Origin of the sequence: Mycobacterium sp. SMC-17, assembly GCF_045310915.1 — a bacterium.
Lineage (GTDB): Bacteria > Actinomycetota > Actinomycetes > Mycobacteriales > Mycobacteriaceae > Mycobacterium.
The window spans coordinates 38698-63683 of record NZ_JBJIAK010000003.1; the positions used below are offsets into that span (position 1 = coordinate 38698).

A 24986-nucleotide genomic window follows, 5' to 3' on the forward strand; every position below is an offset into this window, starting at 1 on the left:
GCAATGTGGCGAAGACGCTCATCTCGCTGATCTGGATCTACGGCGGTCGCGGGGTCGGCCTGCTGTGGACGCTGATCCTCGTGCAGCGCCTCGGCGTCTCCGAATACGGCCTGTACGCCATGGCGACGGTGCTCAACGGCATCGTCGGCAACACCGTCGACAACTCCTTCGCGGTCCGGGCCATCCGGGAATCCGAGGAGCACTTCCTGCGTGAGCGCACCATGCGCTATCTCGTCGCAGTGGGGCTGGTCGCCACCGGCGCGGTCACGTTCGACGTCAACTACGTCATCGGCTTCGGTCTGATGGTGGCCGGCGGCGAGATCGCCCTCAACGTCGTCAAGAGTCAGTCCGCGCGAGATGGCCACCCGGACAAGGTGTATCGGCTCGACACCGCGCGGCAGTTCTCCAGCGCCGGCATCGGCGCGGTGTACCTGTACACCTCGGCGCACCCGACGCTCACCCACGCCTCGCTGCTGTACTGCACGCCCTACGTGCTGATCCTGCTGGTCGGGGCCAAGCTGGCCATCGGCCACCGGCCCGCACCACCCGGGCCGCCGCGGTTGATCGCGGCGCTGACCGGCGAAATGCTCGGCACCACGCTGTATCTCGGCGGTGACGTGCTGCTGCTCGGCACCCTGGTGGACACCACGGCAGCGGGCTACTACCAGCTCGCGTGGGTCGTCGCGGCCGCGGTGGCGGCCGCCGGCCAGTCCTTCGGCATGACCTATCACGAGCCGCTGCGGGAGAGCGGCGGTGACCTGTCCGCCGCCCCACCGCTGCGCAACATCCTGCGGATGGCGGCACTCGGCGGCTCGCTGCTGCTGATCATCGGTGGCTGCCTGTTCGCCTTCGGGGCACCGACCCAGCTCGCCACGACCATGATGATCATGGGCGGCTTCGCCGCGCTGCGTATCTGCATCTTCGTGCTGCAGGTGATCCTCTACACCCAGCGGCGCGACGTCTTCCGGCTCACCATCGCCGTCGGCCTGGTGCCGGTGAAACTCGGCATGGTCGCCGCCCTCGCGACACTGACACCGCTCGGCGCGGTGGGCGCGGCCATCGCGGCCACCGTCGCCGACGCGATCATGCTCGCCGGGTTCACGTGGGCGGTCTACCGGCCGCGCGAGGTGGTGGAGTCATGACCACACCGAAGACCGCGTTCATCCTGTCGAAAGACCCGGTGCTCGAACACACCGGTGACGTCGCACTGGCCCGCATGCTCATGCAGCTGGCCGCCGACTCGTCCGAGGTGTCGGCCATCGCGCTGTCACCCCGACCGGGCACCGTCACTGCCGACCTGATTCCCGGTGGCCTGCCGCTCGAGCGGGTCCACAAGCCGGCCGTGCGTCCGCACCGGCTGCTCATCGACTCCCTGCGGCGCCGGCGCAGCCTGGTGCATGTCCGATTCGACACCGACGAACTGGTCCGGGCGATCGATCGCAGCGACGCCGACGTGTTCGTCGCCGAACACAGCTACATGGCCGAATCGTTCTTCCGCAGCACGCATTTCGGGAAGAAGCGATTCGTCGTCAACACCAACGTGAGCGAGTCGCTGGTCTGGCGGGCGTCGCGCGGCGCGCTCGGCCGCGTCGAGGAACCGCGCCTGGTCCGCGACGAGCTGCGCGTCGCGCGCGCGGCCGACGCCGTCAGCACCTACGACGCCGAGGAAGCCGAGTACTACCGCGACAACGGCGTCGCCGATGCCCGGTTCATGGACATCACGATGCCGCCCGGTACGCAGGTCGACGTCGCGACCTCCCCGCCGCGGCTGGTGTTCATGGGCACCCGCGACTGGCCGCCCAACCAGGAGGGGTTCCTGCGGGCTCTCGAACTGTGGCCGCGGATCTCCGCCGGGATCCCCGGCGCCGAACTGTGCATCATCGGGGCCAAGAAACCTGGTGCGGCCGACCCGGTCTATCCCGACGGGGTCCGCGACCTCGGATTCGTCGACGACCTCGGGGCGTTCCTGGGCACGTGCCGTGCCCTGATCGCGCCGATCCGCACCGGCGGGGGAGTCCGGGTCAAGCTGCTCGACACCATCCGGATCGGGCTGCCTGCCGTCGCCACCACGGCGGCCATCGGATCACTCGGGCCGATCTTCGGGTTGCGACCCCTGGACGACGATGCGGCGTTCATCGCCGAGTGCCGGCGGCTGCTCACCGACGTGCCGGCCGCCGTCGACCTGGGAAACCAGCTGTTCGAGATCAACCGGCAGCGGTGGCAGGACCGGTTGCCGCACCGGGCGGTGGCCGACCTGCTGCGCGGCGACGGTCAGGTGTAGTAGACCTTCACGCCGACCCACGGTGCCCAGACCATGTAACCGTGCTGGAAGTCGACGCGGTTGGAGCCGTTGACGTAGCGCTCGTCGCTGGTGGCCAACCCCAGCTGCGGTTTCCAGGCCTGCGCGAAAGCGCTCGAGGCCCAGTGGGCACCGGTCTCGGGCGACCACCACACGCGGAACACCTGGCCGCCGGAGAAGTCCTGGTAGCCATCGGCAAAGACGCTCGAAGGCACCGAGTTCCGCTGCATCGCGATGTCGGCCACCGGGCGCGGTGACGACACGTAGCCGCTCGGCAGCTCGTAGATGGTGTTGACCGTGCGGACCTGCGCCCACACCGTCTTGGTTGCCTTGAACACCGGGCTCAGGACCGAGCCGTGCGCCGGGTCGGTGATCTGCGAAAAGCGCAGGAACTCCGGCGATTTGGGTACGCCGGCGGCGATGGTCGCCGCCAGGTCGGCGGCCGCGGGCTTCGGGGTCCAGTCGCTGCGGTAGAGCCCGACGGTGGCGTCGGCCTGGTTGCTCCCGGTCTTGCGGTCACGTGTGGTGTAGACCATCAGCGGGCCGGTGTACGGCATCTCCTGCCACTTGGTGTAGATGTCCTTGAGATACGCGGCCTGCGTGGTCTCGTTGACCACCGAGGTGGGCTCGCCGTATTCGGTGGCCCAGATCTTCTTCTCGTCGTCGCCGTTGTCGATCATCACCTGGCGCATCTGAAGCAATTGCAGGACAGGCGAATTCGCGATCAGCATGCCGTCGGAGAATTTCAGGTTGTAGTTGTACGGGTGGAACGACAGCGCGTCGAAGTTGCCCTTGGCGCCGGCGGCGTACATCCCGGCGATGAAGCGCACCGGGTTGATCGACCACGAGCCGAAGTCCACGACGGCGCCGACGACCCCACCGATCACCGTCGCGTCCGGGTCGACGGCCTTGATGCGCGGATAGGCCGACTTCAGCAGATCGGTGTAGCCCGCGGGATCGGGCGCGGGGCTGTAGAAGAACACCGCGTTCGGCTCGTTCCAGATCTCGTAGGCGGAGATCTTGCCCTTGTAACGCGTGGCCACCTTGGCCGTGAAGGCGCCGTAGGCGTCGGGGTCCGACGGCCGGCTGCTGAGCGGGAGGCCGCCCTGCGACATGGCCCAGGGCGGGGTCGCGTTGATGAACGCGATGATCGACATGTTCATGGCGGCGGCGGCATTCACCGTCTTGTCGACCAGGCTCCAGTCGAGCTGGCCGAGGATCGGCTCGACCCCGGCCCACGGGATCATCAACCGGATGGTGTTCACGCGGTTGTTGGCCATCAATGCCAATGTCCGGTTCACGTCATCCTGCGACAGGCCGTAGATGTCGGAGTCGGCGAAGCCGATGGTGGTCGGCAGGTTGACGACTTTGGCCCGCTCGGCGATCCTGACCCGCTCAGGGGTGTCCCCTGGGATGCCGGTCAAGACGATGAGGGCGCAGACCATGCTGCCGGCGATCGCCGATGCCATGCTCGAGAAACGGCGGGCGGATCGTCGGGGGCGCTTCCCGGGCATCGTGCAACCGCCCTTCACCTATGAAGTGCGTCGCGAGGCGCAAACGCGCACTCAGTGTGCAGCAGCCAAGGGCGTTTGCTGTGAATCTGCTTGGGCGTGTCGCAGTCTTACCTGTTCCTGCCGTTCTCGGTCTATATGCACCAGGAACGCCAGCAAAATGGAGAACTTGAGGGTGGCCGGGGGGATGCCGACCACGGGGTGATCGAGTTGGAGCGCGACAACACAGAATCCGATGTAGATGCCGCCATATCCGGCCCAGGCAAATGAATTCGAGCGAATCGCGCGGTAGCTCATGACGCAACCGATCACCATGATCGCAAAGAACGCCAGACCGGGGAAAATGCCGCCGCGGTAAATCGTCAGCAATGGCGCGTTCGACACATGGTTCAGCACGAACGCATAGTTTCCGTCCCGGAATTCGAGCCGGTTCCAGCCTTTTCCGAACAACCAGTAACCGGCCATGGTGTCGGGGAATTCACGGATGGCATCAATTCGGGAAGTGGAGCCGACATCGTCACTGCTGAACGAGTGCGCGAATCTGGTCCGCACTTCCGGTATCGCCGCCGCGGCTCCGATCGCGGCCACCATCGCGGCGATGGCCAAACCGCGGTCCCGGGACCGCATGGTGTGGAAGGCCAGCACCAGCACCGCCCCGCCGACGATGGTGAACATGCCGGCCCGGCTCAAGGTGAGCAGCAGCGCGACGAGGAAGATGCCGGTCACGACGATGCGCTGCCAGCCCGCCAGGACAACCAGGCCGACGGCGATCGACACCACCAGCGCGATGCCCTCGGCGTTGGGGTCCACCGACGTGCCGCCGAGTCGCATGGACCTTTCGGCACCGCCTTCGGCGAACGCGAAGCGCGTCGCGGTGTATTCCGCCGCGTAACCGAAGACCCGCAGATACCTGAACGAGGTCTGGTTGGGGTCGAATGCCACGATGTACAGGCCGAAGACCGCATTGGCCAGCGTCGCGTAGACGAATATGCGGCCGAACTTCTCCAGATGTTGCCCCGACAGACTGCTCAGTGCGATCGCGACCAAGGTGACCACCGACCACCGGACGATCTGGATGACGTCGCCCACGCCCACGCCGGTTACCGCGACCGACGCGATCGACGTGATCACGAGCGCGATGATCGCCCATTCCAGCGGATGAATCGGACGGGCCAGTCGCGGATGCACAAACAACGCGACCACCGCACCGAATGCGAACGGCAGATATAAGGGCACGTGAACGCCCGGGAAATATCCGAAAGGCAGTGCGCCGGTGACGACCGCCAATCCGTACAAGAACCACAGCGGATGCCGTAATCCGACATAGATGCCGACAACCAGTGCGGCAATAGCGACAATGCCCAACAGGGTGACCTGGCCAAAAGACGTCGCCAACCAGACCAGGCCCAAGATCACGGCCAGAATCCCGACCGATGATTTAAGATTGCCGAGTTGACCCAAACGGGCGTTCATGCCGACTATGTTCTCAGCTCGACCAGCTAAGCTCAAGCAGGTTGCCCGGACCCGTGGCGCGCCTGAATGGTCGGTCCGGTTCCCAGCCGCTAATCTGTGAGCCGTCGCATTGCTGAAATAAGGGGCACGACCTTGGAGATCAAAGAGTACCTGCGGATATTCGGCCGGTACTGGTGGGCGATCGTGGCGCTGACGGTTGTCGGAGGTGTCGCGGGCTGGTCGTGGTGGGAATTCGGTGATCGCGAATACCAGTCCAGCGCGACGCTTTTCGTGGCGACCCAGAACGGCACGTCGGTCACCGAGGCCTACCAGAACAACCTGTTCTCCCAGGACCGCGTGAACTCCTACGCCACCCTCGCCATGAGCGAGCAGGTGGCTGCCCGCGCGGTGGACCAGCTGAAGGCGACCATCTCGGCGGGCGAACTGCGGGCCAAGGTCACCGCCGTCCCGCTGCCGAAGACCGTGTTGCTGCAGGTGTCGGTCACCGACAAGGACCCGGGCCAGGCGCAGACCTACGCCAGCGCGGTGGCCGATCAGCTCGCCGGCCTGGTGGGGGAGCTGGAGACCTCCCGCCGTGGCGGCAGCCCCGCCGCGGGCGCCATCGTCGTGGACGAGGCCGGCTATCCGACCAAGCCCCTGGGCTATTCGATGGTCACCCGCATCGGGATGGGGCTGGCCGGTGGCCTCGTCCTCGGCCTGCTGGCGGCCATCGTGCTCGGCATCATCGACCGCCGCGTGCGCGGCCGCGACCGCGTGGCCGACGCCAGTGGTTCGCTGCTCATGGGCGCGCTGCCCGCGGACTCGGCCCGCAGCCATGCGCCGGTGGTCGACCTGACCGCCGAGGGTGCCTATCCGGAGGCGCTGCGCGAGCTCCGCAACAATTTGCGGTTCACCGTGCCGGCAAATCGTGATGAAGCCGCTCGGGTGATCGCGGTAGCCAGTCCGTCGCCGTCCGACGGGCGGACGACGGTGGCGATCGATCTGGCCGCCGTGCTGGCCGAGACCGGCAGAAGCGTGGTGCTGGTGGACGGTGACCTGCGCAACCCGGCGGTGGCGCAGCGCCTGGACCTGACCCCGGCGGCCCGTCAAGGCGCGGCCGACCGCGGCCTGAGCACCGTGCTGGTCGGCGAGAACACCGTCGCCGAGAGCCTGATCCCCGAGGTCTCCGTCGGTCAGCACCGGATCGCGGTGTTGCCCGCGGGCCCCGCGACCACGCGTCCGGGCGAGTTGTGGGCCGGCGACCATACCGAGAGCCTGTTCGCCGACCTGTCCGGCCAGTTCGACTACGTCGTCGTGGATACGCCGCCGCTGGGCAAGTACAACGACGGTGCCGTCGCCGCCGCACTGTCGGACGGGGCTCTGCTGGTCGGCCGCATCCGGCACACGACGAGCAATGCGCTCACGCGTGCCGTGCAGACCCTGAAGTCCGCCAACGCGGTACTGATCGGTTCGGTCGCCACCGACGAACCGGTCGAGTTCAAGCTTCACATCGGCGGGTCCGACGGCCCCAAGTCCGGTGGCGGCAAGAGCAAGAAGGCGGCGCCCAAGGCCGCCGCCAAGGCTGCATCGCAGCCCGAGGCCAAGACGGCGGCGCACCAGAAGCCGTGATGCGTCAGGTTGAGTTGCGGCGCACGGTACTGGCACTGGCTGCAGTGCTGGTCACCGTCGCTGCGTGCGGCCAGTCGGGTCCGGTGCCGCCACGGCCGGGTGACGACGTGCGTCCCACCCGGGACCTCACCCCGATGTTTCCGGGGGCCGAGGCACTCCCGCCGCCCGACCTCACCGACGACGGCCCGGGTTCCCTGGTCGAGCTGAAGCCCGTCAAAGGTGACCCCAGCTTCGACGAGGCCGGCGCCACCGCGGCACGCATCGTGTACCGGTCCACGAGCGGCGTGGACGGCCGTCCCATCCAGGTCAGCGGCCTGATCGCGGTGCCCCCGGGCCCGGCGCCCAAGGGCGGCTGGCCCATCATCTCGTTCGGGCACGACACCACCGGGCTGCTGCCCAAGTGCGCGCCGACCCTCGCGCCGCAATTCTGGGGCTACTCGACCGGGATGACGGTGTATCTGCGGCGCGGCTTCGCCATCGTCCTGTCCGACTACCAGGGGCTGGGCATCGACCCGGGCTCCAGTGCCCGGCAGCACTCCATCCTGGATGCGAACAGCCTGGGGAACAGCATCATCGACGCCGCCCGCGCGATCCATCGCGCCGCTCCGTCCACCAGCACCAACTGGGGTGCGCTGGGCGCCGGCGAAGGCGGCCTGGCCGCGTGGGCCGCGGCCGAACGCAACGGGACCTACGGCGCCGGCATGAACATGGTCGGCGCGGTGGCGGTCAACCCGATCGCGGATCTGGCGCCGCTCGCCGACCCGGACCGCACCGCCGCGCTGGCGACCGCCGATCAGTACCGGCTGCAGATCCGGGCGCTGCAGAGCCTGGAAACCATGCAGCCCGACTTCGACCTCGACGCGCACCGCTCGGCGAAACTCAAGGACCAGTGGGACCTGTTGGTCGACTGCGCACCGCGCGACGTCGCGGCCGCCCAACTGGCGCTGAATCAGTTGACTCCCAACGACTTCCAGGCCAAGGATGCGGCCGCTGCGGCAGACCTCAAGCGTCGCCTCGGTGCCGTCGCGTTGCCCAGTCCCGGTGCGGGCCCGAACGATCCGCCGGTGCTGGTGGCGTTCGGCACGGCCGACACCGTCAACCCGGCGGCCGGCGTGCTGACGGCCACCGCGGCCGCGTGTGCCCGCGGCCAGCAGATCGTCGTGATGCGCGGCGTCGGCGACACGGGCCAGATCAACGACCAGACGATGCAGAACGCGCTGGCGTGGCTGCAGGCGCGGTTCGACGGCGAGCGCGTGGCCGATGTCTGTGTGGGGGCGACGTGATCACGCCGGCCGGAGTGCCGCGGGTGCGCGACTACGCGCTGTTCGTCAAGAACAGTTGGGTGCTGGTGTTGGTCACCACCATCGCGAGTGCACTGGTGGGCTGGGCGGGCTGGGAGCACGCCAAGCCCGAATACCGATCCACGGCATCGGTGTTCGTCCGGACCGAGGGCAGCGCATCGCCGCTCGACGCCTACTACGGCGACGCCGGCATGCTCGGCCTGATGGAGACCTACCGGAACCTGGCCACCAGCTCCCAGATCACCGCACCCATCATCCAGAAGCTGGGCCTCATCGAGTCCGACAAGGAACTCGCGGCCCGGATCGTCATATTGCCCAGTGCCACAGCGATGTTGAACGTCACGGTCACCGGCGGTGATGCCGACCAGACCACGCAGATCGCGCACGAGGTCGTCAACGACCTCGTCGCGGTGGGCAACCGGCTGGCTCTGGTCGCCGGTACCAGCGCGACGCTCGTCGTCATCGACGACGCCAGTCCCGCCCAGCGGGTGGGCGGCGTGTGGTCCTACGTGATGACCGGGACGGTCCTGGGTTTCGCACTGTGCGTCATCGCGGTCATCGCGCGGGCGCTGATCTTCGACCGGGTACAGAGTCGCCGCCACCTCGAGCGGGTGATCGGTGACGCGAGCGCCGGGACCTCGGGATGAACTCGCCGTGGCTGCGGCGCGTCGCCGCGGCGGCGCTGCTGGCCGCGGTGTGCCTGACCGCGCCGGCCTGCCAGAGTGACTCGGCACCGAAAAAGGCCGGGCCACCAACGGCTCCGGGGATCGATCTCAAACCTGACACCACCGGCGCCGGCGAGGTGCCCGGGGCGCTGGTGTCGGCCTCGACGTTCCCCACGCTGGACCTGCGGCTGAAATCGGCGGTCTCGCTGGCCGCGCGCATCGCCTACACGTCGACGTCGGGGATCACCGGCGAGCACACCGAGGTATCGGGTTCGGTGTTCGTGCCGAACGGGACACCGCCGCCGGGCGGCTGGCCGGTCATCGTCTTCGGCCACGCGACGTCCGGCATGCAACGCGACTGCGGACCGTCGGGCTCGTCGACGTTGCAGGGGCTGTCCCAGCCGATCACCACGCTGGTCAAGGCCGGCTACGTGGTGAGCCTGCCGGACTATCAGGGCCTCGGTCCGGGGACCGTCGGCCATCCGTACGCCGATGCCACGACGGTGGGCTACAACGTCATCGACTCCGTGCGCGCGGCGCACAAGCTGGTGCCGCAGTCGTCGGACCGGTGGCTGGCCGTCGGGGTGTCCCAGGGTGGCCAAGCCGCTTGGGCCGCAAACGAACTCGCCGCCCGATACGGCACCGGGCTCAACCTCGTCGGCACCGTCAGCCTCTCACCGGCCACCGATCTCACCGGTCTGGCCGCCGGAGCGGCGGCCGGCAGCCTGTCGAAGGAGCAGGGCGCCATCCTGCAGCTGATCCTGGCGTCCCTGGCGACGGAGAACCCGTCGCTGAACCTCGCGGACTATCGCCACGGCGAGATCGTCGAGCACTGGGACATCCTGGCCTCGTGCCGCACGGGGGACGCCGCGGCGCGGACCGCGGCGATCGACAAGATCACGCCCGACGACCTACGGCCGGCGAACCCGCAGGCCGAAGCGACGCTGCAGGACCTGCTGGCCAAGCGGAGCCTGCCCAAGGAGCCGGCGTCCGCGCCGATGCTCGTGCTGTACGGCGGCCAGGACACGCTGCTGCCGCCGGACTGGACGAACAAGGCGCTCGCCGCCGCGTGCCGCCTCGGCGACGTCATCGACATCATGTTCCAGCCGACCAAGGGGCACGCCGACATCGACGTGGCCGTGTCCTACGACTGGATCAAGGACCGCTTCGACGGCGTCCCCGCCCCGAACAGTTGTCCGTCATTCAATTCCACGCAGGGAGCAGGACAGTGAACGCGCCGACCTCGGCACCGGTCCGGACCCGGGCCCGCATCATCGGGCTGGACGGCGCCCGCGGGCTGTCGTGCCTCGGCGTCGCCGTCATGCACGTCACCGGGCACTACTCACCGCAGACGGCCTATCACTGGAAGACCAACCTGGTCGGGCTGTCGCTGATCTTCTTCTACGCGCTCAGCGGGTTCCTGCTGTTCCTGCCTTACGTACGCAACCTGATCGAGCAGCGCGAACTGCCCAGCACCGCGAACTTCGCCGTGCACCGCATCGCCCGGATTCTGCCCGGCTACCTGGTGATATTCCTGCTGTGCAACTACCTGCTGCAGATCGTCTACATCGAGAACGCGTCGCTGCAGCCGACCCGCACCGAAGACGGCACCGGCATGATCACCGACCCGTGGCAGTTGATCGCCAACCTGACGCTGATGCAGTCGTACATCCCGAAGTACTTCCAGACCGGCCTGAACCCGTCGTGGTCGCTGACGCTGGAATACGCCTTCTACCTTTCGATCCCGCTGCTGGGCATGCTGCTGTTCGCCCTCGGGCGGCGGTCGAACCTGCGGCCGTGGCTCGTCGTGTCGCTCGGGCCGGCGCTGCTGATCGCGCTGGGCTTCATCGGCCGGGCCTTCGTGCCGTGGATGATCTCGGCGTTGCACCTGACCGATCCGACGGAGATCAACTGGGGCGCCAACTGGGTCGCGGTCTACACCAAGACCTTCCTGACAAACTCGGACACCTTCGCGTTCGGCATGGCCGCCGCGGTGCTCGTCGTGGCCATGGAGCACAACGCGATTCGCGAGAAGCTCAGCCGCCGCGTCCGGCTGTACAGCTTCCTGGCGATGTTCCCGGCGGGTGTGGTCATGCTCGGCCTGATCGCCCTGGCCAACCCGTACGCCACGTCGGCCCTGGCCGTGCTGTGCGCGCTGGGCATCCTGGTGATCGTCGCGCCGCTGTTCCGCGGCGAGCGGTCCGGGCTGGCCGAGCTGCTCGACACCGCGCCCTTCCGGTTCGTCGGCAAGGTCTCGTTGTCGGCGTATCTTTGGCATTTCCCCCTCATGCTGCTGCTGGGCCGCTGGGGCCTGATGGCCGGCGACACCGTGCCCGGCATGCTGCGCAACGTGGCGCTCGTCCTGGCGGTGACACTGGTGGTCTCGGCCGTCACGTACTACGCAGTGGAAGAGCCCGTCATGAAATTCGCCAAGCGGTACCGCACCAGGTGGTCCTGAATGCGCCGTGCGATCCAGTGGGGCGCCGCGCTCGCGGCAGTGCTCCTGATCGCGGCGTCGTTGCCGGTGATGTGGCAGGTCGGCAGCTGGGCCCTGGACAAGTTGCGGCACGGCGGTGCCGGTGACCCGGTGCCGATCCGCACGGCCGATCTGACGGGCTCGGGCCCGGGCAGCCTGATCAGCGCGATGACGATGCCGGCGCTGACCAACTCGGTGGAGGGCAAGGATTTACAGGCCGCCCGCGTGGTCTACCGATCCACCTCCGGTGACACCGACGCGCCGACGGTGGTGTCGGGATCGGTGTTCACGCCCCGGGGCCAGGCGCCCGACGGCGGCTGGCCGGTGATCGCGCTGGCCCACGGCACGACCGGCATCGACTACCCGTGCGCGCCGTCGCTGTCGGCGAATCTCCTCGGCAACGTGGTGTTCGTGCAGGGCTTCGTCAACCTCGGTTTCGCCGTCGCCCTCGCCGACTACCAGGGCCTGGGCGCACCCGGTGTCCACCCCTACACCGACAACCGTACGGCGGGCCGCAACGTCATCGACTCGGTGCGCGCCCTGCGCCACACGTTCCGCGACATTTCCAACCGCTGGGCGGTGTTCGGCGGTTCGCAGGGCGGCGGCGCGGCCTGGGCCGCCGACGAACAGGCGCGCACCTACGCGCCCGAACTCGACCTGATCGGCGCGGCCGCCAGCGTGCCGTCGGCCGACGTGGCGGGCATCGTCGACAAGGCCGGCATCTTCGATCAGGGCAAGGCCGGCACCATGACCAAGGACCAGGAGGCGGCGTTCCAGGCGATCGTCGAGTCACTGGCCCGGCTGCATCCCGACCTGAACCGCGACGACTACCGCCGGGGCGCGGCGGCCAGGTACTGGAAGGTGCTGTCGGCGTGCTCGGGGCCCGACGTCGCGTACCGCGCCACCGCCATCGACGCGATCGGACCGACCGACCTGGCACCGGTCGATGCGGCGGCCGCCGACCGACTGCGTCGGTACCTGCAGGACTGGGCCCTGCCGCAGCAGCCGCTGTCGGCCCCCATGTCGGTGGTCTACGGCGGCAAGGACACGTTCCTCGACCCGGAATGGACCAAGGCCGCCATCGCCCGCGCATGTTCGCTGGGCGGTACGGTGGTCTGGAATTTCCAGCCGGACGGTGGACACGGCGATATTGACGGGCCGGGTCAATTGCGGTGGCTGGCAGAACGATTCAGGGGAGGCGAGGCGGTCAATGACTGTCCTGCGCAGGGGACCACGTAATCCCGACGGCGACAGCCCGATTCATCAGCAGTTGCTGATCGAGGCGAAATGCATCGTGAAGCGACTCATCGCGCCCCGCGGCACCGCGGTCGGCGAACCCGAGCGGCCGTATCTGATCCTGCCGATCCTGGGGCAGTCCAACGCGTTCGGCATGGGGCTGCCGGTCGATCCCGACGGGTTGGACCGCCCCCACCCGCTGGTGCACCAGTGGGCCATGTGTGGACCGTCCAAAGGCACGGCGGTGCTGGCGACGCAACCCTTGCTGCACGAAATACCTTGCAAATACGTCGGTTTCGGTCCGACGTTCGCCAAACAACTCGCGGAGGACACCGGGCGGCCGGTCCTGCTGATCCCCGGTGCTCGCGGCGACACCTCATTCACCCCGAAGAACGGGCACACGTGGGATCCGGCCGACCGCAAGACCCGGGTGAACCTGTACCGGCGGGCCGTGGCGGCCATCGACGCCGCGCTGGCGCGGTTTCCCGGCAGTGAGATCGCCGCGGTGCTCTGGCACCAGGGGGAGACCGACGTGCCGCTGATCTCCGGCGCGCAGTACCAGGCCAAGCTCGACTCGCTGATCGGGGACCTGCGCGCAAGGTACGGCGAGAGCCTGCCGTTCGTCCTGGGGCAGATGGTGCCCGAGGAGATGGAGCTGAGCGGCAAGCCCTACGCCGCGATCGACGCCGTGCACGCCGACACCCCGAACCGGTGGCCGCTCTGCACCTTCGTGCCCGGCCCGCGCGATTCGTACAACAGTCCCGACGATCGCCACTACAGCGCTGCCGGGCAGCGCGAGTTGGGTCGCCGGATGTGGCAGCAGTACCGAGAGATGTGCGCCGAACAACTGGCGGACTATGGCGCGCGGTGAACTCGGCCGGGTCATCCGCCGTGTCTTCGGTGTGGTCACGATCGTCGTGCTCGTCGATGTCGGGCTGGCCGGGCTGGTGCTGTTCGCGGGCGCGAAGTCCGATCAGCTCCAGCGGGCCGACGCGATCATCGTGCTGGCCGGCGAACACGACGGCCGCGAACAGTACGGGCTGAGCCTGGCCCGGCAGGGCTGGGCCCGCACCGTGGTGCTGTCCAACCCGTACGTGCCGGGCGACCCCCAGATGAAGAGCGCCTGCGCGCCGGCCACCGACATCGAGGTGATCTGCCGGAAGCCGGAGATCCTGACGACCCGCGGCGAGGCCATGATGATGCGCCAACTCTCCGAGGGCCGATCCTGGCACCGGATCATCGTCGTCAGCTGGCGGTACCACCTGCCGCGCGCCCGCCTGATCTTCCGGCAGTGCTATTCCCCGGACCACGGTTCGGTTGTCGCGGTGGCTTTGCCCAGGGACTATGACTTCTCGCCCGTCGGGTGGGAGCTGACGTTCTTCTATCAGTTTGCCGGGTTCGCTAAGGCCGCGCTGCAGGGTCGCTGCGGTTGACCTGCCTATTTTTCTGATCGGTGGTATTTTCGAGCAAACGATGCGATAGTAGTCGCAGTTCGCTGAGCGGGGGCTATAGCGAACAGCCAGCAAATGGGAGGGAGTACGCGTCAGTGTCGGTGGCAGAAGAACTCTACGTTCCCGAGGCTTCTCCCGCGCCTCGCGTACGGGCCGTCGCGCCTTTAGCTGACCGGGCCTGGCAGACGCGGTACCGCTGGTGCCTCATCGCATTCGATCTGGTCGTGGTCGTGTTGGCCCTGGCGAGTGCCCAGTTCGTCAAGCTCGGTACACCCGACGCCTCCCTGGAATTCACTTCGACGTATCTGCACGTCTTCTCGTACTACTCGGTCCTCTCGCTGTTCGTCGCCGTGATCTGGCTGGCCATGCTGGCCGCATACCGCACCCGATCGCCGCGCATTGTCGGCGCCGGCGTCGAGGAGTACCGCCGGGTCTTCTCCGCGACGCTGGCCACCGTCGGCATCATCGCCGTCGCACTGATGATCTTCCGCCCTGAGTACGCTCGCGGCTACTTGGCGGTCGCGCTGCCGCTCGGCCTCGTCGGCCTCGTCGTGGGCCGGACCATCTGCCGCCGGGTGCTGGCCCGCCTGCGCCGGCGCAACAAGTGCGTCGCCAACGTGCTGGCGGTCGGTGACCCGCGCGCCGTGAGCAACCTGGTGCAGTCCCTGCACCGCGAGTGGTGGTACGGCTACTCGGTCCGCGGCGTCTGCCTCACCGGACGGCCCGCCGGCGGCACCTTCGAGGTGGCGGGGGTCGGCGAGCTGCCGGTGCTCGGCAACGAGACCCAGGTGTCCGACGCCATCACCCAGGCCGCCTTCGACGCCGTCGCCCTCACCACGACCGACCACCTCGGGCCCGAGGGAGTGCGCGAACTGTCGTGGGAGCTCGACAAGCTGGGCATGGACATGGTCGTGTCCCCGAGCGTCATCGACGTCGCCGGCCCCCGGCTCACCATGCGTCCCGTCGCCGGCCTGCCGCTGATCCACGTGGAGCGTCCGCAGTACAGCGGGACCAAGAAACTCCAGAAGCGCGCCTTCGACGTGTTCGTCGCACTGTTCGCGCTCACCGTGACCTCGCCGCTGATGGTGTTGTCGGCCATCGCGATCAAGCTCACCAGCCGTGGTCCGGTCTTCTACCGCTCCGAGCGAATCGGCTTGGACGGCAAGCCGTTCCAGATGACGAAGTTCCGGACGATGGTGCAGGGCGCCGACCGCATGGTCGACGACCTGATCAGCCTGGATCTCAACGAGAGCGGCAGCGGGGTGCTGTTCAAGATTCACGAGGACCCGCGCGTCACGCTGGTCGGAAAATACCTGCGGCGCTACAGCATCGACGAACTGCCGCAGTTCTTCAACGTGCTGCGCCGCGACATGAGCGTCGTCGGGCCGCGCCCGCCGCTGCGCCGTGAATTCGACACGTACAACGAGCAGGTGCGCCGCCGGCTGCTGGTGCTCCCCGGCATCACGGGGCTGTGGCAGGTGAGCGGCCGGGCCGACCTGTCGTGGGAGGACTCGGTACGGCTCGACCTGTCGTACGTCGAGAACTGGTCCATCACCAACGATCTGCTGATCGCGGCCAAGACCTTCCGCACCATCATCGGCGGTTCTGGCGCCTACTGACTCCGGACGGGCGACCGTCGGTGAATAATCCCCTTTGATGCGTAAAGCCCTGCCGTGGATAGTGGTGGCCGTCCTGGTCGTCGGTGGTCTGACGGCCGCGACCTACCTGCGACCGCTGGCGCTGATCGGGACCTCGAAGGTCCTCGACATGTTCATTCCGCTCTCGGGCGCGCCGGAGCCGATCGGTTCGGCCGATCTCGCCGGCTCCGGCCCGGGCACCCTGCTGTCGGCGACGACCATGCCGGGGGTCACCAGCACCTTCACGGGACAGGGGATTCGCGCGGCCCGCGTGGTGTATCACTCGACCTCGGGTGACAGCGGCGCGCCGACCGTCGTCTCGGGCGCGGTGCTCACGCCGCTGGGCCGGGCGCCCAAGGGCGGCTGGCCGGTGGTGGCTCTCGGGCACGGCACCCTGGGCATCGACAACAACTGCGGGCCGTCGCTGTCGCCGACCCTGATGAACCTGCTGCCCATCGCGAAAGTCGTGATCAATCTCGGGTACGCCGTGGCCCTGGCCGACTACCAGGGGCTGGGCGTCAAGGGCGTGCACCCGTACTCCGACGCCCGCACCGCGGGCCTCAACATGATCGACGCCGTCCGCGCGGCACGGCACGTGTTCGGTGACATCTCCTCGACGTGGGCGGCGTTCGGCGACTCGCAGGGTGGCGCGGCGGCCTGGGCCGCCGACGAGCAGGCCGAGCCCTATGCCCCGGAGCTCAACTTGGTGGGTGCGGTCGCCGTGGCGCCCGCCGCCGATATCAGCGGTCTGGTGGCGAAATCGCAGACCGGCACGTTGACCAGCGAGCAGCGCCCGGTGCTGCAGGCGCTGATCGAATCGCTGGCCCGGCTGCACCCCGACCTGAACCGTGATGAATACCGGCACGGCGGTGCGTCCCGCTACTGGAACGTGCTGACGGACTGCAGCGCCGGCGCGGCCTACAAGCGTGCCGTCGCCGCCGGACAACTCGGGCCGCGCGACTTCCTGCCGGTGTCGCCGGATGCGGCCCAGCGACTGCAGAATCTCTTGCAGGCGTGGGCAATTCCGCAGCGCCGGCTGACCGCGCCGCTGTACGTCTGGTACGGCGGTCTGGACCCGTTCATCGATTCGGCCTGGACGAAGGCGGCCATCGGGCGGGCCTGTTCGCTCGGTGGCACGGTGACGACAGAGTTCGACCCGCAGGGCGGCCACAATCCGCCCGCGGCGCAGGAGATGCTCGACTGGATGGCGGATCGGTTCGCCGGGAAGAAGGTAACCAATGACTGCTGAGCTGCTGCCGCTGGACGCCGCGGCGATCCAGGCGTCCGTCGGTGACGGCTGGCGCGTCGAGGTGGTGGCCGAAACCGGTTCGACCAATGCCGATCTGGCGACGCGGGCACAGTCCGGCGAGAACGTGGCGGGCGTGGCGCTGTTCACCGAGGACCAGACCGCGGGCCGGGGACGCCAGGGCCGCACCTGGACGGCGGTGCCGCGGTCGCAGATTCTGATGTCGTTCGGGGTGGACACCACCGACGTGCCGAGCGAGACGTGGGGCCTGCTGTCGCTGGCGGCGGGGGTGGCCGTCGTCGAGGCCGTCGCCGAGGTGGCCGGCGTGCAAGCCGCGCTCAAGTGGCCCAACGATGTGCTGGTGGGCACCGGCAAGCTCGCCGGGATTCTCGCCGAGGTCGCGGCCCCGGCCGGCGGGTCGCCCGTCATCGTCGTCGGTATCGGTCTGAACGTGTCGCTCGCCGCCGCCGAACTGCCCGACCCGGTGGCCGTGTCCCTGCTGAGTCTCGGTGTCGCGCAACCGGATCGGCAGCAGCTGGCCGTGGCGCTGCTGAACCGTCTGCACGCCCGCATCGCCGAGTGGCGGGTGGGCGGGAACGTCGAGCTGTTGGCCGTCTACCGCAAGCACAGCGCCACCCTCGGACAGTCGGTGCGGGCCGAGTTGCCCGGCGGGCGTGAGGTGGTCGGGCAGGCGACCGACATCGACGCGGGCGGTGCGCTGGTGATCGATTCGGCCGACGGGGCGGTGGCCGTCTCGGCGGGCGACGTCGTCCATTTGCGTCCCGCCGCCGGCTGAGCACCGCCTAGAGTCTGGGTATGGGTTACCCGGACAACGTGCTGGCGGCCGACGAACATGTTGTGCTGCATCGGCACCCGCACTGGAAGCGACTGATCGGGCCGGTGCTGGTGCTGCTGGTCGCGACGGCGCTGGCCGCGTTCCTCGCGGCGGTGGTCAACCACACCAACTGGGATTCGAACGCCAAGAACATCATCTTCGCGGTGATCGGCGTGGTCTGGCTGGTGGTGATCGGTTGGCTCACCGTCTGGCCGTTCCTGACCTGGCGCGGGGCGCATTTCGTGATCACCGACCGGCGGGTGATGTTCCGGCGCGGCGTGCTGACGCGGTCGGGTATCGACATTCCGCTGGCGCGCATCAACAGTGTGGAGTTCCGGCACCAGCTACTGGACCGGATACTGCGCACCGGCACGCTGATCATCGAGTCGGCATCGCAGGATCCCCTGGAATTCCATGACATTCCGCGGGTGGAGCAGGTCCACTCGCTGCTGTATCACGAAGTCTTCGACACCTTGGGTTCCGAGGAGTCGCCCAGCTGAGGGTCGTCGCCGAGTTCGTCGTAGGCCTCGGCGAAACCACCGGCGGTGATCGTCGCCTCGAGCGTCATGTCGGGTGCGTGCTTGGCCATCTCGTCGGGGAACACCCAGCGCCGGAACGCCCAGAACCGGAACGCCATCTGCAGCAGGTTGCCGATGATGTACGCCGACAGGAAGTCGGCGATGTTCTCGATGGTCAGCGACACGTTGGGTTGCCGCAGCTGCAGCACGTAGCTGGAGACCCACAGCGGGGCCATGCTCAGCAGCACGCCGACGCCACTGACGGCGAAGAACAGCAGTGCCTCGTGGTGACGCAGGCGGCCACCGCGGTTCTGGAAGCTCCATTCGCGGTTCAGCACGTACGACGCGATGACCGCGACGATGCCCGCGATGATCTTGGCGGTGACGGGCTTCGGTTCGAGCACGGTGAGCTTGAGGGTGTAGAAGATGCCCGAGTCGATGACGAACGTGGTGGCGCCGACGATGGCGAACTTGATGAGCTCGTGATGCCGCTCGGCAAACGGCCGAATCACTCGCGGGAGCCGCGCAATCGTGGCCTCGGTGAACGACATAAGCGGCCAGTTTACGGAAAGTACCTGCATTTCACGTACCCGTGCAGGTAGCGGGCGGTAGCTAGTCGGCATAGGCAGATTCGGGGGACACCCGCGGTGCGTGACAAACTAGGCGCCGTGACGCAACCCCCCGTCGTGGCAATGATCGGTGGCGGCCAGTTGGCCCGCATGACCCACCAGGCCGCCATCGCGCTCGGTCAGACCCTGCGGGTCCTGGCGGTTTCCGCCGACGAGCCGGCCGCCCAGGTGAGCCCCGCGGTGGTGCTGGGCTCGCACACCGACCTCGAGGCGCTGCGCCAGGTGGCCGCCGGTGCGTCGGCCCTGACGTTCGATCACGAGCACGTGCCGACCGAGCTGCTGCAGACCCTGGTCGCGGACGGCGTCAACGTGGCCCCGCCGCCGTCGGCGCTGGTGCACGCCCAGGACAAGCTGGTGATGCGCCGCCGGCTGGCCGAACTCGGCGCTCCGGTGCCGCGCTACCGCGAGGTGGCGTCGACCGCTGATCTCGATGCCATCGACGAGCTCGCCGCTGAAACCGGTGGTGCGCTGGTCGTGAAGGCGAGCCGGGGCGGTTACGACGGCAAGGGCGTCACCCTGACCGACGACGTGGCACAGGCCCGTGCTGCCGCCGAGGGCTACCTGGCCGCCGGCGTGGCGGTGCTGGTGGAGGAGAAGGTCGCCATGCGCCGCGAGCTGGCCGCGCTCGTCGCGCGCTCGCCGTTCGGGCAGGGCGCGGCGTGGCCCGTCGTGCACACCGTGCAGGAGGACGGCATCTGCGTCGAGGTGATCGCGCCGGCGCCGCAGCTGCACGCCGCGGTGGCGACGGCGGCCGAACAGCTCGCGCTGCGGATCGCCGATGAGCTCGGTGTGGTCGGCGTGCTGGCGGTCGAGCTCTTCGAGACGGTCGACGGTGACCTGGTGGTCAACGAGCTGGCCATGCGGCCGCACAACTCCGGGCACTGGAGCATGGACGGCGCGACGACGAGCCAGTTCGAGCAGCATCTGCGCGCGGTCCTGGACTACCCGCTGGGGTCGACGGCACCGCTGGCGCCCGTGACGGTGATGGCGAACGTGCTGGGCGCGCCGACGCAACCCGAGATGACCATGGACGAGCGCCTGCACCACCTGTTCGGCCGGCTGCCCGAGGCCCGGGTGCACCTGTACGGCAAGGGGGAGCGGCCGGGCCGGAAGATCGGCCACGTCAACATCGTCGGCGCGCCGGGCGGCTCGCTCGACGACGAGGACTACGTGGCCGACGTGCGCGAGCGCGCCGTCCGGGCCGCGCATTGGCTGTCGCACGCTGAGTGGACCGACGGATGGAGTGGACATGAGTGAACGCGCGGGAGGCCCCCGGGTCGGCCTGATCATGGGCAGTGACAGCGACTGGTCGGTGATGGAGGACGCGGCCACCGCGCTCGCCGAGTTCGAGGTGCCGTTCGAGGTCGGCGTGGTGTCGGCGCACCGCACACCGCAGCGCATGCTCGACTACGCCAAGACCGCCGCGGACCGCGGCGTCGAGGTGATCATCGCCGGCGCCGGTGGCGCCGCGCACCTGCCCGGCATGGTCGCGTCGGCCACTCCGCTGCCGGTGATCGGGGTGCCCGTGCCGCTGGCCCGCCTCGACGGCATGGACTCGTTGCTGTCGATCGTGCAGATGCCCGCGGGCGTGCCGGTGGCCACGGTGTCGATCGGTGGGGCGCGCAACGCGGGCCTGCTGGCGGTACGCATCCTGGGGTCGGCCGATGCCGCTTTGCGGGCGCGGATGCAGCGTTTCCAGGAGGACCTGGAGCAGATGGTGCTCGACAAGGATGAGGCGCTGCGGAATCGGTTGCTGGGCAAGTAAGCTCACGATCGATGAAATCCTCATTCGCGCGGTACCGCAGCGTCGGCCACAAACTCGTCACGGGATTCATGGAGCCGGAGGTGCTCCTGGTCGCCGGTGCGCTGGACGAGGCCCAGCGGGCCAGGTCCGTCGGCGGTGCGGTCGCCGAGATCGGTGTGCACCACGGCAAGCTGTTCATCGGCCTGAACCTGCTGCAGCGGGACGACGAAAAGTCCGTTGCCATCGACATTTTCGGCGACCAGGACCTCAACATCGATGGTTCCGGCGCCGGTGATCTGGCGAAGTTCACCAGCAACGTCGACGTCTGGTCGTCCATGGACAGCGTGGTGATCCACCAGGGTGACTCCACGAAGCTGACCCCCGAGGTGCTGCTGGAGGAGGCCGGTGGGCCCGTCCGGTTCTTCAGCGTCGACGGCGGCCACACCGAGGAGATCGTCTACAGCGACATGCAGCTGGCCGAGGCCACCCTGGCCGATGGCGGCATCGTCATCGCCGACGACGTCTTCAACGAGTTCTGGCCCGGCGTCGCGGTGGGCACGCTCAAATACCTCGATGACGGCGCCGGCCTGGCCCCATTCGCGATCGGCTTCAACAAGGTGTTCTTCACCCAGCCGGAGTTCTGCGATTACTACCAGGCCGAACTCGAGTCGGCGGCGCACCGCTCGGCCCGGATCCAGCACACCACCTCGGTTTTCGCCGGGCATCCCGTGCTGCTGCTCGGCCCCGTGACGGCCGTCGACGTGCTGCGCCGCAGCGAGACGTTGCGCACCGTCTATCACCGCACTTACCGCGAGTTGGTCCGTGGGCTGCAGAAGGTGTCGGGTCAGGGGCGGTAAAGTTACCGGCGAGTAGCACCCCGCATCTCGCCACATGGGCAGGCAAGGAGCCATCAATGTCTATCGGTAACCCGTCATTCGATCTGTTTCAGCTGCCGGAAGAGCATCAGGAGCTGCGTGCCGCCATCCGGGCCCTGGCCGAGAAGGAGATCGCGCCGTTTGCCGCCGAGGTCGACGAGCAGGCCCGGTTCCCGCAGGAGGCCAGTGACGCGCTGACCGCGTCCGGTTTCAACGCCGTGCATGTGCCCGAGGAGTTCGGCGGTCAGGGCGCGGATTCGGTGGCCGCGTGCATCGTCATCGAAGAGGTGGCCCGGGTCGACGTGTCGGCGTCGCTGATCCCCGCGGTCAACAAGCTGGGCACCATGGGCCTGATCCTGAACGGCTCCGACGAGCTCAAGCGCAAGGTGCTGCCGGACCTGGTCGACGGCAAGCTGGCGTCGTACGCGCTGTCCGAGCGCGAGGCCGGCAGTGACGCCGCAGCGATGCGCACCCGCGCCAAGGCCGACGGTGACGACTGGATCCTCAACGGCGCCAAGGCCTGGATCACCAACGGCGGCAAGTCGAGCTGGTACACCGTGATGGCAGTGACCGATCCCGACAAGGGCGCCAACGGCATCTCGGCGTTCATGGTGCACATCGACGACGAGGGCTTCTCCATCGGCCCGAAGGAGCGCAAGCTCGGCATCAAGGGTTCGCCGACCACCGAGCTGTACTTCGAGAACTGCCGCATCCCCGGTGACCGCATCATCGGCGAGCCGGGCACCGGCTTCAAGACCGCGCTGGCGACGCTCGACCACACCCGTCCGACCATCGGCGCGCAGGCCGTCGGTGTGGCGCAGGGTGCGCTGGACGCCGCGATCGCCTACACCAAGGACCGCAAGCAGTTCGGCAAGGCGATCAGCCAGTTCCAGGGTGTCGAGTTCATGATCGCGGACATGGCGATGAAGACCGAGGCGGCCCGTTTGATGGTCTACAACGCCGCGGCCCGCGCCGAGCGCGGTGAGGGCAACCTGGGCTTCATCTCGGCGGCGTCGAAGTGTTTCGCCTCGGATGTGGCGATGGAGGTGACCACCAACGCCGTGCAGCTGTTCGGCGGCGCCGGTTACACCGTCGACTTCCCGGTGGAGCGCATGATGCGCGATGCCAAGATCACCCAGATCTACGAGGGCACCAACCAGATTCAGCGGGTCGTGATGTCCCGCGCCCTGCTGCGCTGACGTCAGGCGCTACAGGTCGGCAGTGACCTTCTCCGTCGCGCGGCGCCGCTCCAGCGCGCCCGCGTCGGGGTTGGCCACCTGCACCAGGGAGGCGCCGCCGGCGAACACCGCCAGCAGATTGGCGACGAGTTCGTCGGGGCTGTCCCACGCGGCCGTCGACAGCAGCCGGGTGCCGGTGGTGAATCCCTTTGCCGCCGCACCGTGGCGGGCCGCGGCGAGGACATCGTCGACCGAGCGGCCGGCCAGGGCCGGCCCCGGGTTCCGTTCGGGCACGATCTGATCGCCGTGCACCCGCACGGATGTCGCGTAGTCGGTGACGCCGATCGGCAGGTCGGGGACCGGCTTGCCGAACGGATCGAGCGACAGCACGACGACTTCGCCGGCACCGGTCTCGTCGGCCGCGTCGATCCGGTCGGCCGTGCACAGCGCGATATCGCAGCCGGATGGGATCGATTCTCCGGCTGTGTCTTTCAACAAAACTTCCGCGCCGATGTACCAGATGCCGAACAGCACGCCGGCCGTCTGCCAGTGCGCGGGCAGCAGCACCGCGATCCGGCTGCCCGGACCCGCGCCGAGTTCGTCACGCAGCAGGTTGGCGGTCTTGGCGGCCCAGTTGCCCAGTGTCACCGCCGACAGCTCGATGCGCTCGCCGGTGGCGTCGTCGTAGTAGGTGATGCGCGGTCCGGCCGGGTCGTCACGCAGCAACGGGTCGAGGACCACACTGGACAGGTTGGTCATGGTCAGTCCACGCACTTGGGGTCGGCCGCGCCCGCGGTGATGATGGGCGACGGCGGGACCTGCGTGGTGGTGCCGGAATCGGTGGTGTCGGAAGCGGATTGCGTCACGGTGTGGCTGCCGCCCTCCAGCCCGGAACCGGGACCCGCGTAGTCGTGCGAGAGCACCACCCGCACCGCGCCGCTCGGCACGGAGGCGTTCTCCACCACCGGCAGGTTGCCCAGCTGTTCGGCGATGGCCCGCGCCCCGAGGTCGTCCGACTTCGCGGCCTGGATCTGGCTCGACGTCACATGGTCGGCCTCGTTGTTGCCGACTTTGCCTGCGACGAAGCCCTTTTCGGTGAGGACCTCCGACACCGCCGCGGCCAGTCCGTTGATGTCACTGTCGTTGACGACGTCGACGGTGGTGTTGCCGGGGGTGTACGCGAGCTTCTCGGTCTTGCCCTCGGCCTGGTCCTGCAGCAGACCGGCCACCCACTGCTGCACCTGTGCGGGGTCGACGCGCACGACGCTCTGGGTGCCGTCGTCGCTCCAGCCGTCCTCGGCGAGCACCGGGATGGTGGCGAACGCGACGTTGCCGCCCGCCAGCTTCTGCATCTGCTGGACGAAATCCATGATGTCCCAACCGTCGGACAGGACGACCGACCGCTGCACGGCGCTGCGGAGCCGGCTCAGGGTGCTGGGGCTGGACAGCGTCTGCCCGGAGATGATGTCGTGCGCCAGCGACGCCATGAAGACCTGCTGGCGCGTCACCCGGTCCAGGTCGCCGCGGGGCAGATCGTGCCGCTGCCGCACGAAGCTCAGGGCCTGCGGGCCGTTGAGTTTCTGCCAGCCCGCCGGGAAGTTGGCGCCCGACAACGGTTCGTCGACGGCGTTCTTCAGACACACGTTGACGCCGCCGAGGGCGTCGGTGATCAAGGCGAAGCCCAGCAACCCGACCTCGGCGTAGTGATCGACGGTCACGCCTGTGAGCTTTGCCACGGTTTTGATGAGCGCCTCGCGGCCGGCCTCGACGGCTTTCGGCTCGGCGGTGGCGGCGTCCTCACCCTGCTCCTCGACGAGTTCCTTCATCTTCTCGAGCTTCACCTGACCGAAGACACCGTTGATCTTGGTCTTGCCCAGCCCCGGCGCCTGCACATAGGAGTCGCGCGGGATGGAGATGGCGGTGGCCGAGCGCCCGTTGTTGGGGATGCGCACCAGGATGATGGTGTCGGTGTTGGTGGACACGTCGTCGCCGGCGCGCAGCGTCGCGAGTTCTTCCTCTGACAAGGGATTTCCGTGCGCGTCGGTACGGCTGTCCATACCCACCAGGAGGATGTCGACGGCACCGTCGTCGCCCCCGCCGCCGAGGGCCGCGGTGCTGATGCGGTTGATGCCGGATTCCAGCGAACGCAGGCTGCTCCAGGCCACGCCGGTGCCCACCATCACGAGCACCGTCGTCATGACGGCGAGGATGCGGAACAGTCGACCTGGCACCAGGACAGGCTACTGGTGAGCGCTTGCCGTGGCCGGTAGCCCGGGGTTCGGCGGGTCACACCCTGGTGCGGGT

At 68.4% G+C, this 24986-nt stretch carries 23 protein-coding genes; 18 read left to right on the forward strand and 5 right to left on the reverse strand.

Annotated features, from left to right (window positions below):
• Positions 1-5: 5 nt before the first annotated feature.
• Positions 6-1142: a hypothetical protein gene (locus ACJH7A_RS02760; protein WP_212806617.1), complete on the forward strand. Its 1137-nt coding sequence runs from the start codon at positions 6-8 to the stop codon at positions 1140-1142.
• A complete protein-coding gene (locus ACJH7A_RS02765) occupies positions 1139-2281 on the forward strand; it encodes a glycosyltransferase family 4 protein (protein ID WP_061000791.1) in 1143 nt (380 codons plus the stop codon). Before ACJH7A_RS02760 ends, ACJH7A_RS02765 begins: the two co-directional genes overlap by 4 nt.
• On the opposite strand, the gene ACJH7A_RS02770 is transcribed toward ACJH7A_RS02765, so the two are convergent.
• Both ACJH7A_RS02770 and ACJH7A_RS02775 read right to left on the reverse strand, forming a co-directional pair.
• A complete protein-coding gene (locus ACJH7A_RS02770) occupies positions 2272-3768 on the reverse strand; it encodes a beta-galactosidase (RefSeq protein WP_406801401.1) in 1497 nt (498 codons plus the stop codon). The two genes, ACJH7A_RS02765 and ACJH7A_RS02770, sit on opposite strands and share 10 nt — an antisense overlap.
• Before the next feature lie 96 nt (positions 3769-3864).
• Positions 3865-5283 (reverse strand): O-antigen ligase, encoded by a 1419-nt coding sequence (locus tag ACJH7A_RS02775; protein WP_061000789.1) that lies wholly within the window; start codon positions 5281-5283, stop codon positions 3865-3867.
• 132 nt (positions 5284-5415) lie between these two features.
• Between ACJH7A_RS02775 and ACJH7A_RS02780 the strand changes: the two genes are divergently transcribed.
• The 12 genes from ACJH7A_RS02780 to ACJH7A_RS02835 all read left to right on the forward strand — a co-directional run bounded on the left by ACJH7A_RS02780 (position 5416) and on the right by ACJH7A_RS02835 (position 18238).
• Positions 5416-6891, forward strand: coding sequence for a polysaccharide biosynthesis tyrosine autokinase (locus tag ACJH7A_RS02780; protein ID WP_061000788.1), 1476 nt, complete (start codon positions 5416-5418; stop codon positions 6889-6891).
• Positions 6891-8174, forward strand: a complete 1284-nt coding sequence (locus ACJH7A_RS02785; protein WP_131808698.1) for a lipase family protein — start codon at positions 6891-6893, stop codon at positions 8172-8174. The genes ACJH7A_RS02780 and ACJH7A_RS02785 overlap by 1 nt, the downstream gene beginning before the upstream one ends.
• Positions 8171-8839 carry a YveK family protein gene (locus tag ACJH7A_RS02790; protein ID WP_167837886.1) on the forward strand — a complete coding sequence of 223 codons (669 nt, stop codon included), beginning with the start codon at positions 8171-8173 and terminating at the stop codon, positions 8837-8839. The genes ACJH7A_RS02785 and ACJH7A_RS02790 overlap by 4 nt, the downstream gene beginning before the upstream one ends.
• A complete protein-coding gene (locus tag ACJH7A_RS02795; protein WP_406801402.1) occupies positions 8836-10089 on the forward strand; it encodes an alpha/beta fold hydrolase in 1254 nt (417 codons plus the stop codon). The genes ACJH7A_RS02790 and ACJH7A_RS02795 overlap by 4 nt, the downstream gene beginning before the upstream one ends.
• Positions 10086-11315: an acyltransferase gene (locus tag ACJH7A_RS02800; RefSeq protein WP_061000781.1), complete on the forward strand. Its 1230-nt coding sequence runs from the start codon at positions 10086-10088 to the stop codon at positions 11313-11315. Before ACJH7A_RS02795 ends, ACJH7A_RS02800 begins: the two co-directional genes overlap by 4 nt.
• The gene (locus ACJH7A_RS02805; protein ID WP_406775840.1) at positions 11316-12572 is read left to right on the forward strand and encodes a lipase family protein; all 1257 of its coding nucleotides are present in this window, start codon (positions 11316-11318) and stop codon (positions 12570-12572) included.
• Complete coding sequence (locus ACJH7A_RS02810; RefSeq protein ID WP_406801403.1) at positions 12544-13440, forward strand: sialate O-acetylesterase; 897 nt, start codon at positions 12544-12546, stop codon at positions 13438-13440. Before ACJH7A_RS02805 ends, ACJH7A_RS02810 begins: the two co-directional genes overlap by 29 nt.
• Positions 13427-14002 (forward strand): YdcF family protein, encoded by a 576-nt coding sequence (locus ACJH7A_RS02815; RefSeq protein WP_133426915.1) that lies wholly within the window; start codon positions 13427-13429, stop codon positions 14000-14002. Before ACJH7A_RS02810 ends, ACJH7A_RS02815 begins: the two co-directional genes overlap by 14 nt.
• Positions 14003-14244: 242 nt before the next feature.
• Positions 14245-15639, forward strand: a complete 1395-nt coding sequence (locus ACJH7A_RS02820; RefSeq protein ID WP_133426960.1) for a sugar transferase — start codon at positions 14245-14247, stop codon at positions 15637-15639.
• A gap of 37 nt (positions 15640-15676) precedes the next feature.
• The gene (locus ACJH7A_RS02825) at positions 15677-16906 is read left to right on the forward strand and encodes a lipase family protein (RefSeq protein ID WP_237162857.1); all 1230 of its coding nucleotides are present in this window, start codon (positions 15677-15679) and stop codon (positions 16904-16906) included.
• Positions 16896-17699 (forward strand): biotin--[acetyl-CoA-carboxylase] ligase, encoded by an 804-nt coding sequence (locus ACJH7A_RS02830; protein WP_406801404.1) that lies wholly within the window; start codon positions 16896-16898, stop codon positions 17697-17699. The genes ACJH7A_RS02825 and ACJH7A_RS02830 overlap by 11 nt, the downstream gene beginning before the upstream one ends.
• Before the next feature lie 20 nt (positions 17700-17719).
• Positions 17720-18238, forward strand: coding sequence for a PH domain-containing protein (locus tag ACJH7A_RS02835; RefSeq protein WP_406801405.1), 519 nt, complete (start codon positions 17720-17722; stop codon positions 18236-18238).
• On the opposite strand, the gene ACJH7A_RS02840 is transcribed toward ACJH7A_RS02835, so the two are convergent.
• Entirely contained in the window at positions 18193-18807 is a 615-nt protein-coding gene (locus ACJH7A_RS02840) for a GtrA family protein (protein WP_020102898.1), read from the reverse strand. The two genes, ACJH7A_RS02835 and ACJH7A_RS02840, sit on opposite strands and share 46 nt — an antisense overlap.
• Before the next feature lie 117 nt (positions 18808-18924).
• Between ACJH7A_RS02840 and ACJH7A_RS02845 the strand changes: the two genes are divergently transcribed.
• The 4 genes from ACJH7A_RS02845 to ACJH7A_RS02860 are packed head-to-tail and all read left to right on the forward strand — an operon-like array spanning position 18925 to position 22703.
• Positions 18925-20142: a 5-(carboxyamino)imidazole ribonucleotide synthase gene (locus ACJH7A_RS02845; protein WP_256370084.1), complete on the forward strand. Its 1218-nt coding sequence runs from the start codon at positions 18925-18927 to the stop codon at positions 20140-20142.
• Entirely contained in the window at positions 20135-20650 is a 516-nt protein-coding gene (purE, locus tag ACJH7A_RS02850) for a 5-(carboxyamino)imidazole ribonucleotide mutase (RefSeq protein ID WP_064861128.1), read from the forward strand. Before ACJH7A_RS02845 ends, purE begins: the two co-directional genes overlap by 8 nt.
• A gap of 11 nt (positions 20651-20661) precedes the next feature.
• The gene (locus ACJH7A_RS02855; protein WP_061000759.1) at positions 20662-21486 is read left to right on the forward strand and encodes a class I SAM-dependent methyltransferase; all 825 of its coding nucleotides are present in this window, start codon (positions 20662-20664) and stop codon (positions 21484-21486) included.
• Between the two features lie 56 nt (positions 21487-21542).
• A complete protein-coding gene (locus ACJH7A_RS02860; RefSeq protein WP_064861130.1) occupies positions 21543-22703 on the forward strand; it encodes an acyl-CoA dehydrogenase in 1161 nt (386 codons plus the stop codon).
• A gap of 9 nt (positions 22704-22712) precedes the next feature.
• Here the strand turns inward: ACJH7A_RS02860 and ACJH7A_RS02865 are convergent, their stop codons facing one another.
• Together ACJH7A_RS02865 and ACJH7A_RS02870 are read right to left on the reverse strand one after the other, a co-directional pair.
• Positions 22713-23441 carry a TIGR03089 family protein gene (locus tag ACJH7A_RS02865; RefSeq protein WP_064861131.1) on the reverse strand — a complete coding sequence of 243 codons (729 nt, stop codon included), beginning with the start codon at positions 23439-23441 and terminating at the stop codon, positions 22713-22715.
• Positions 23442-23443: 2 nt separating this feature from the next.
• Complete coding sequence (locus ACJH7A_RS02870) at positions 23444-24880, reverse strand: LCP family protein (RefSeq protein WP_110767843.1); 1437 nt, start codon at positions 24878-24880, stop codon at positions 23444-23446.
• Positions 24881-24986 lie beyond the last annotated feature (106 nt).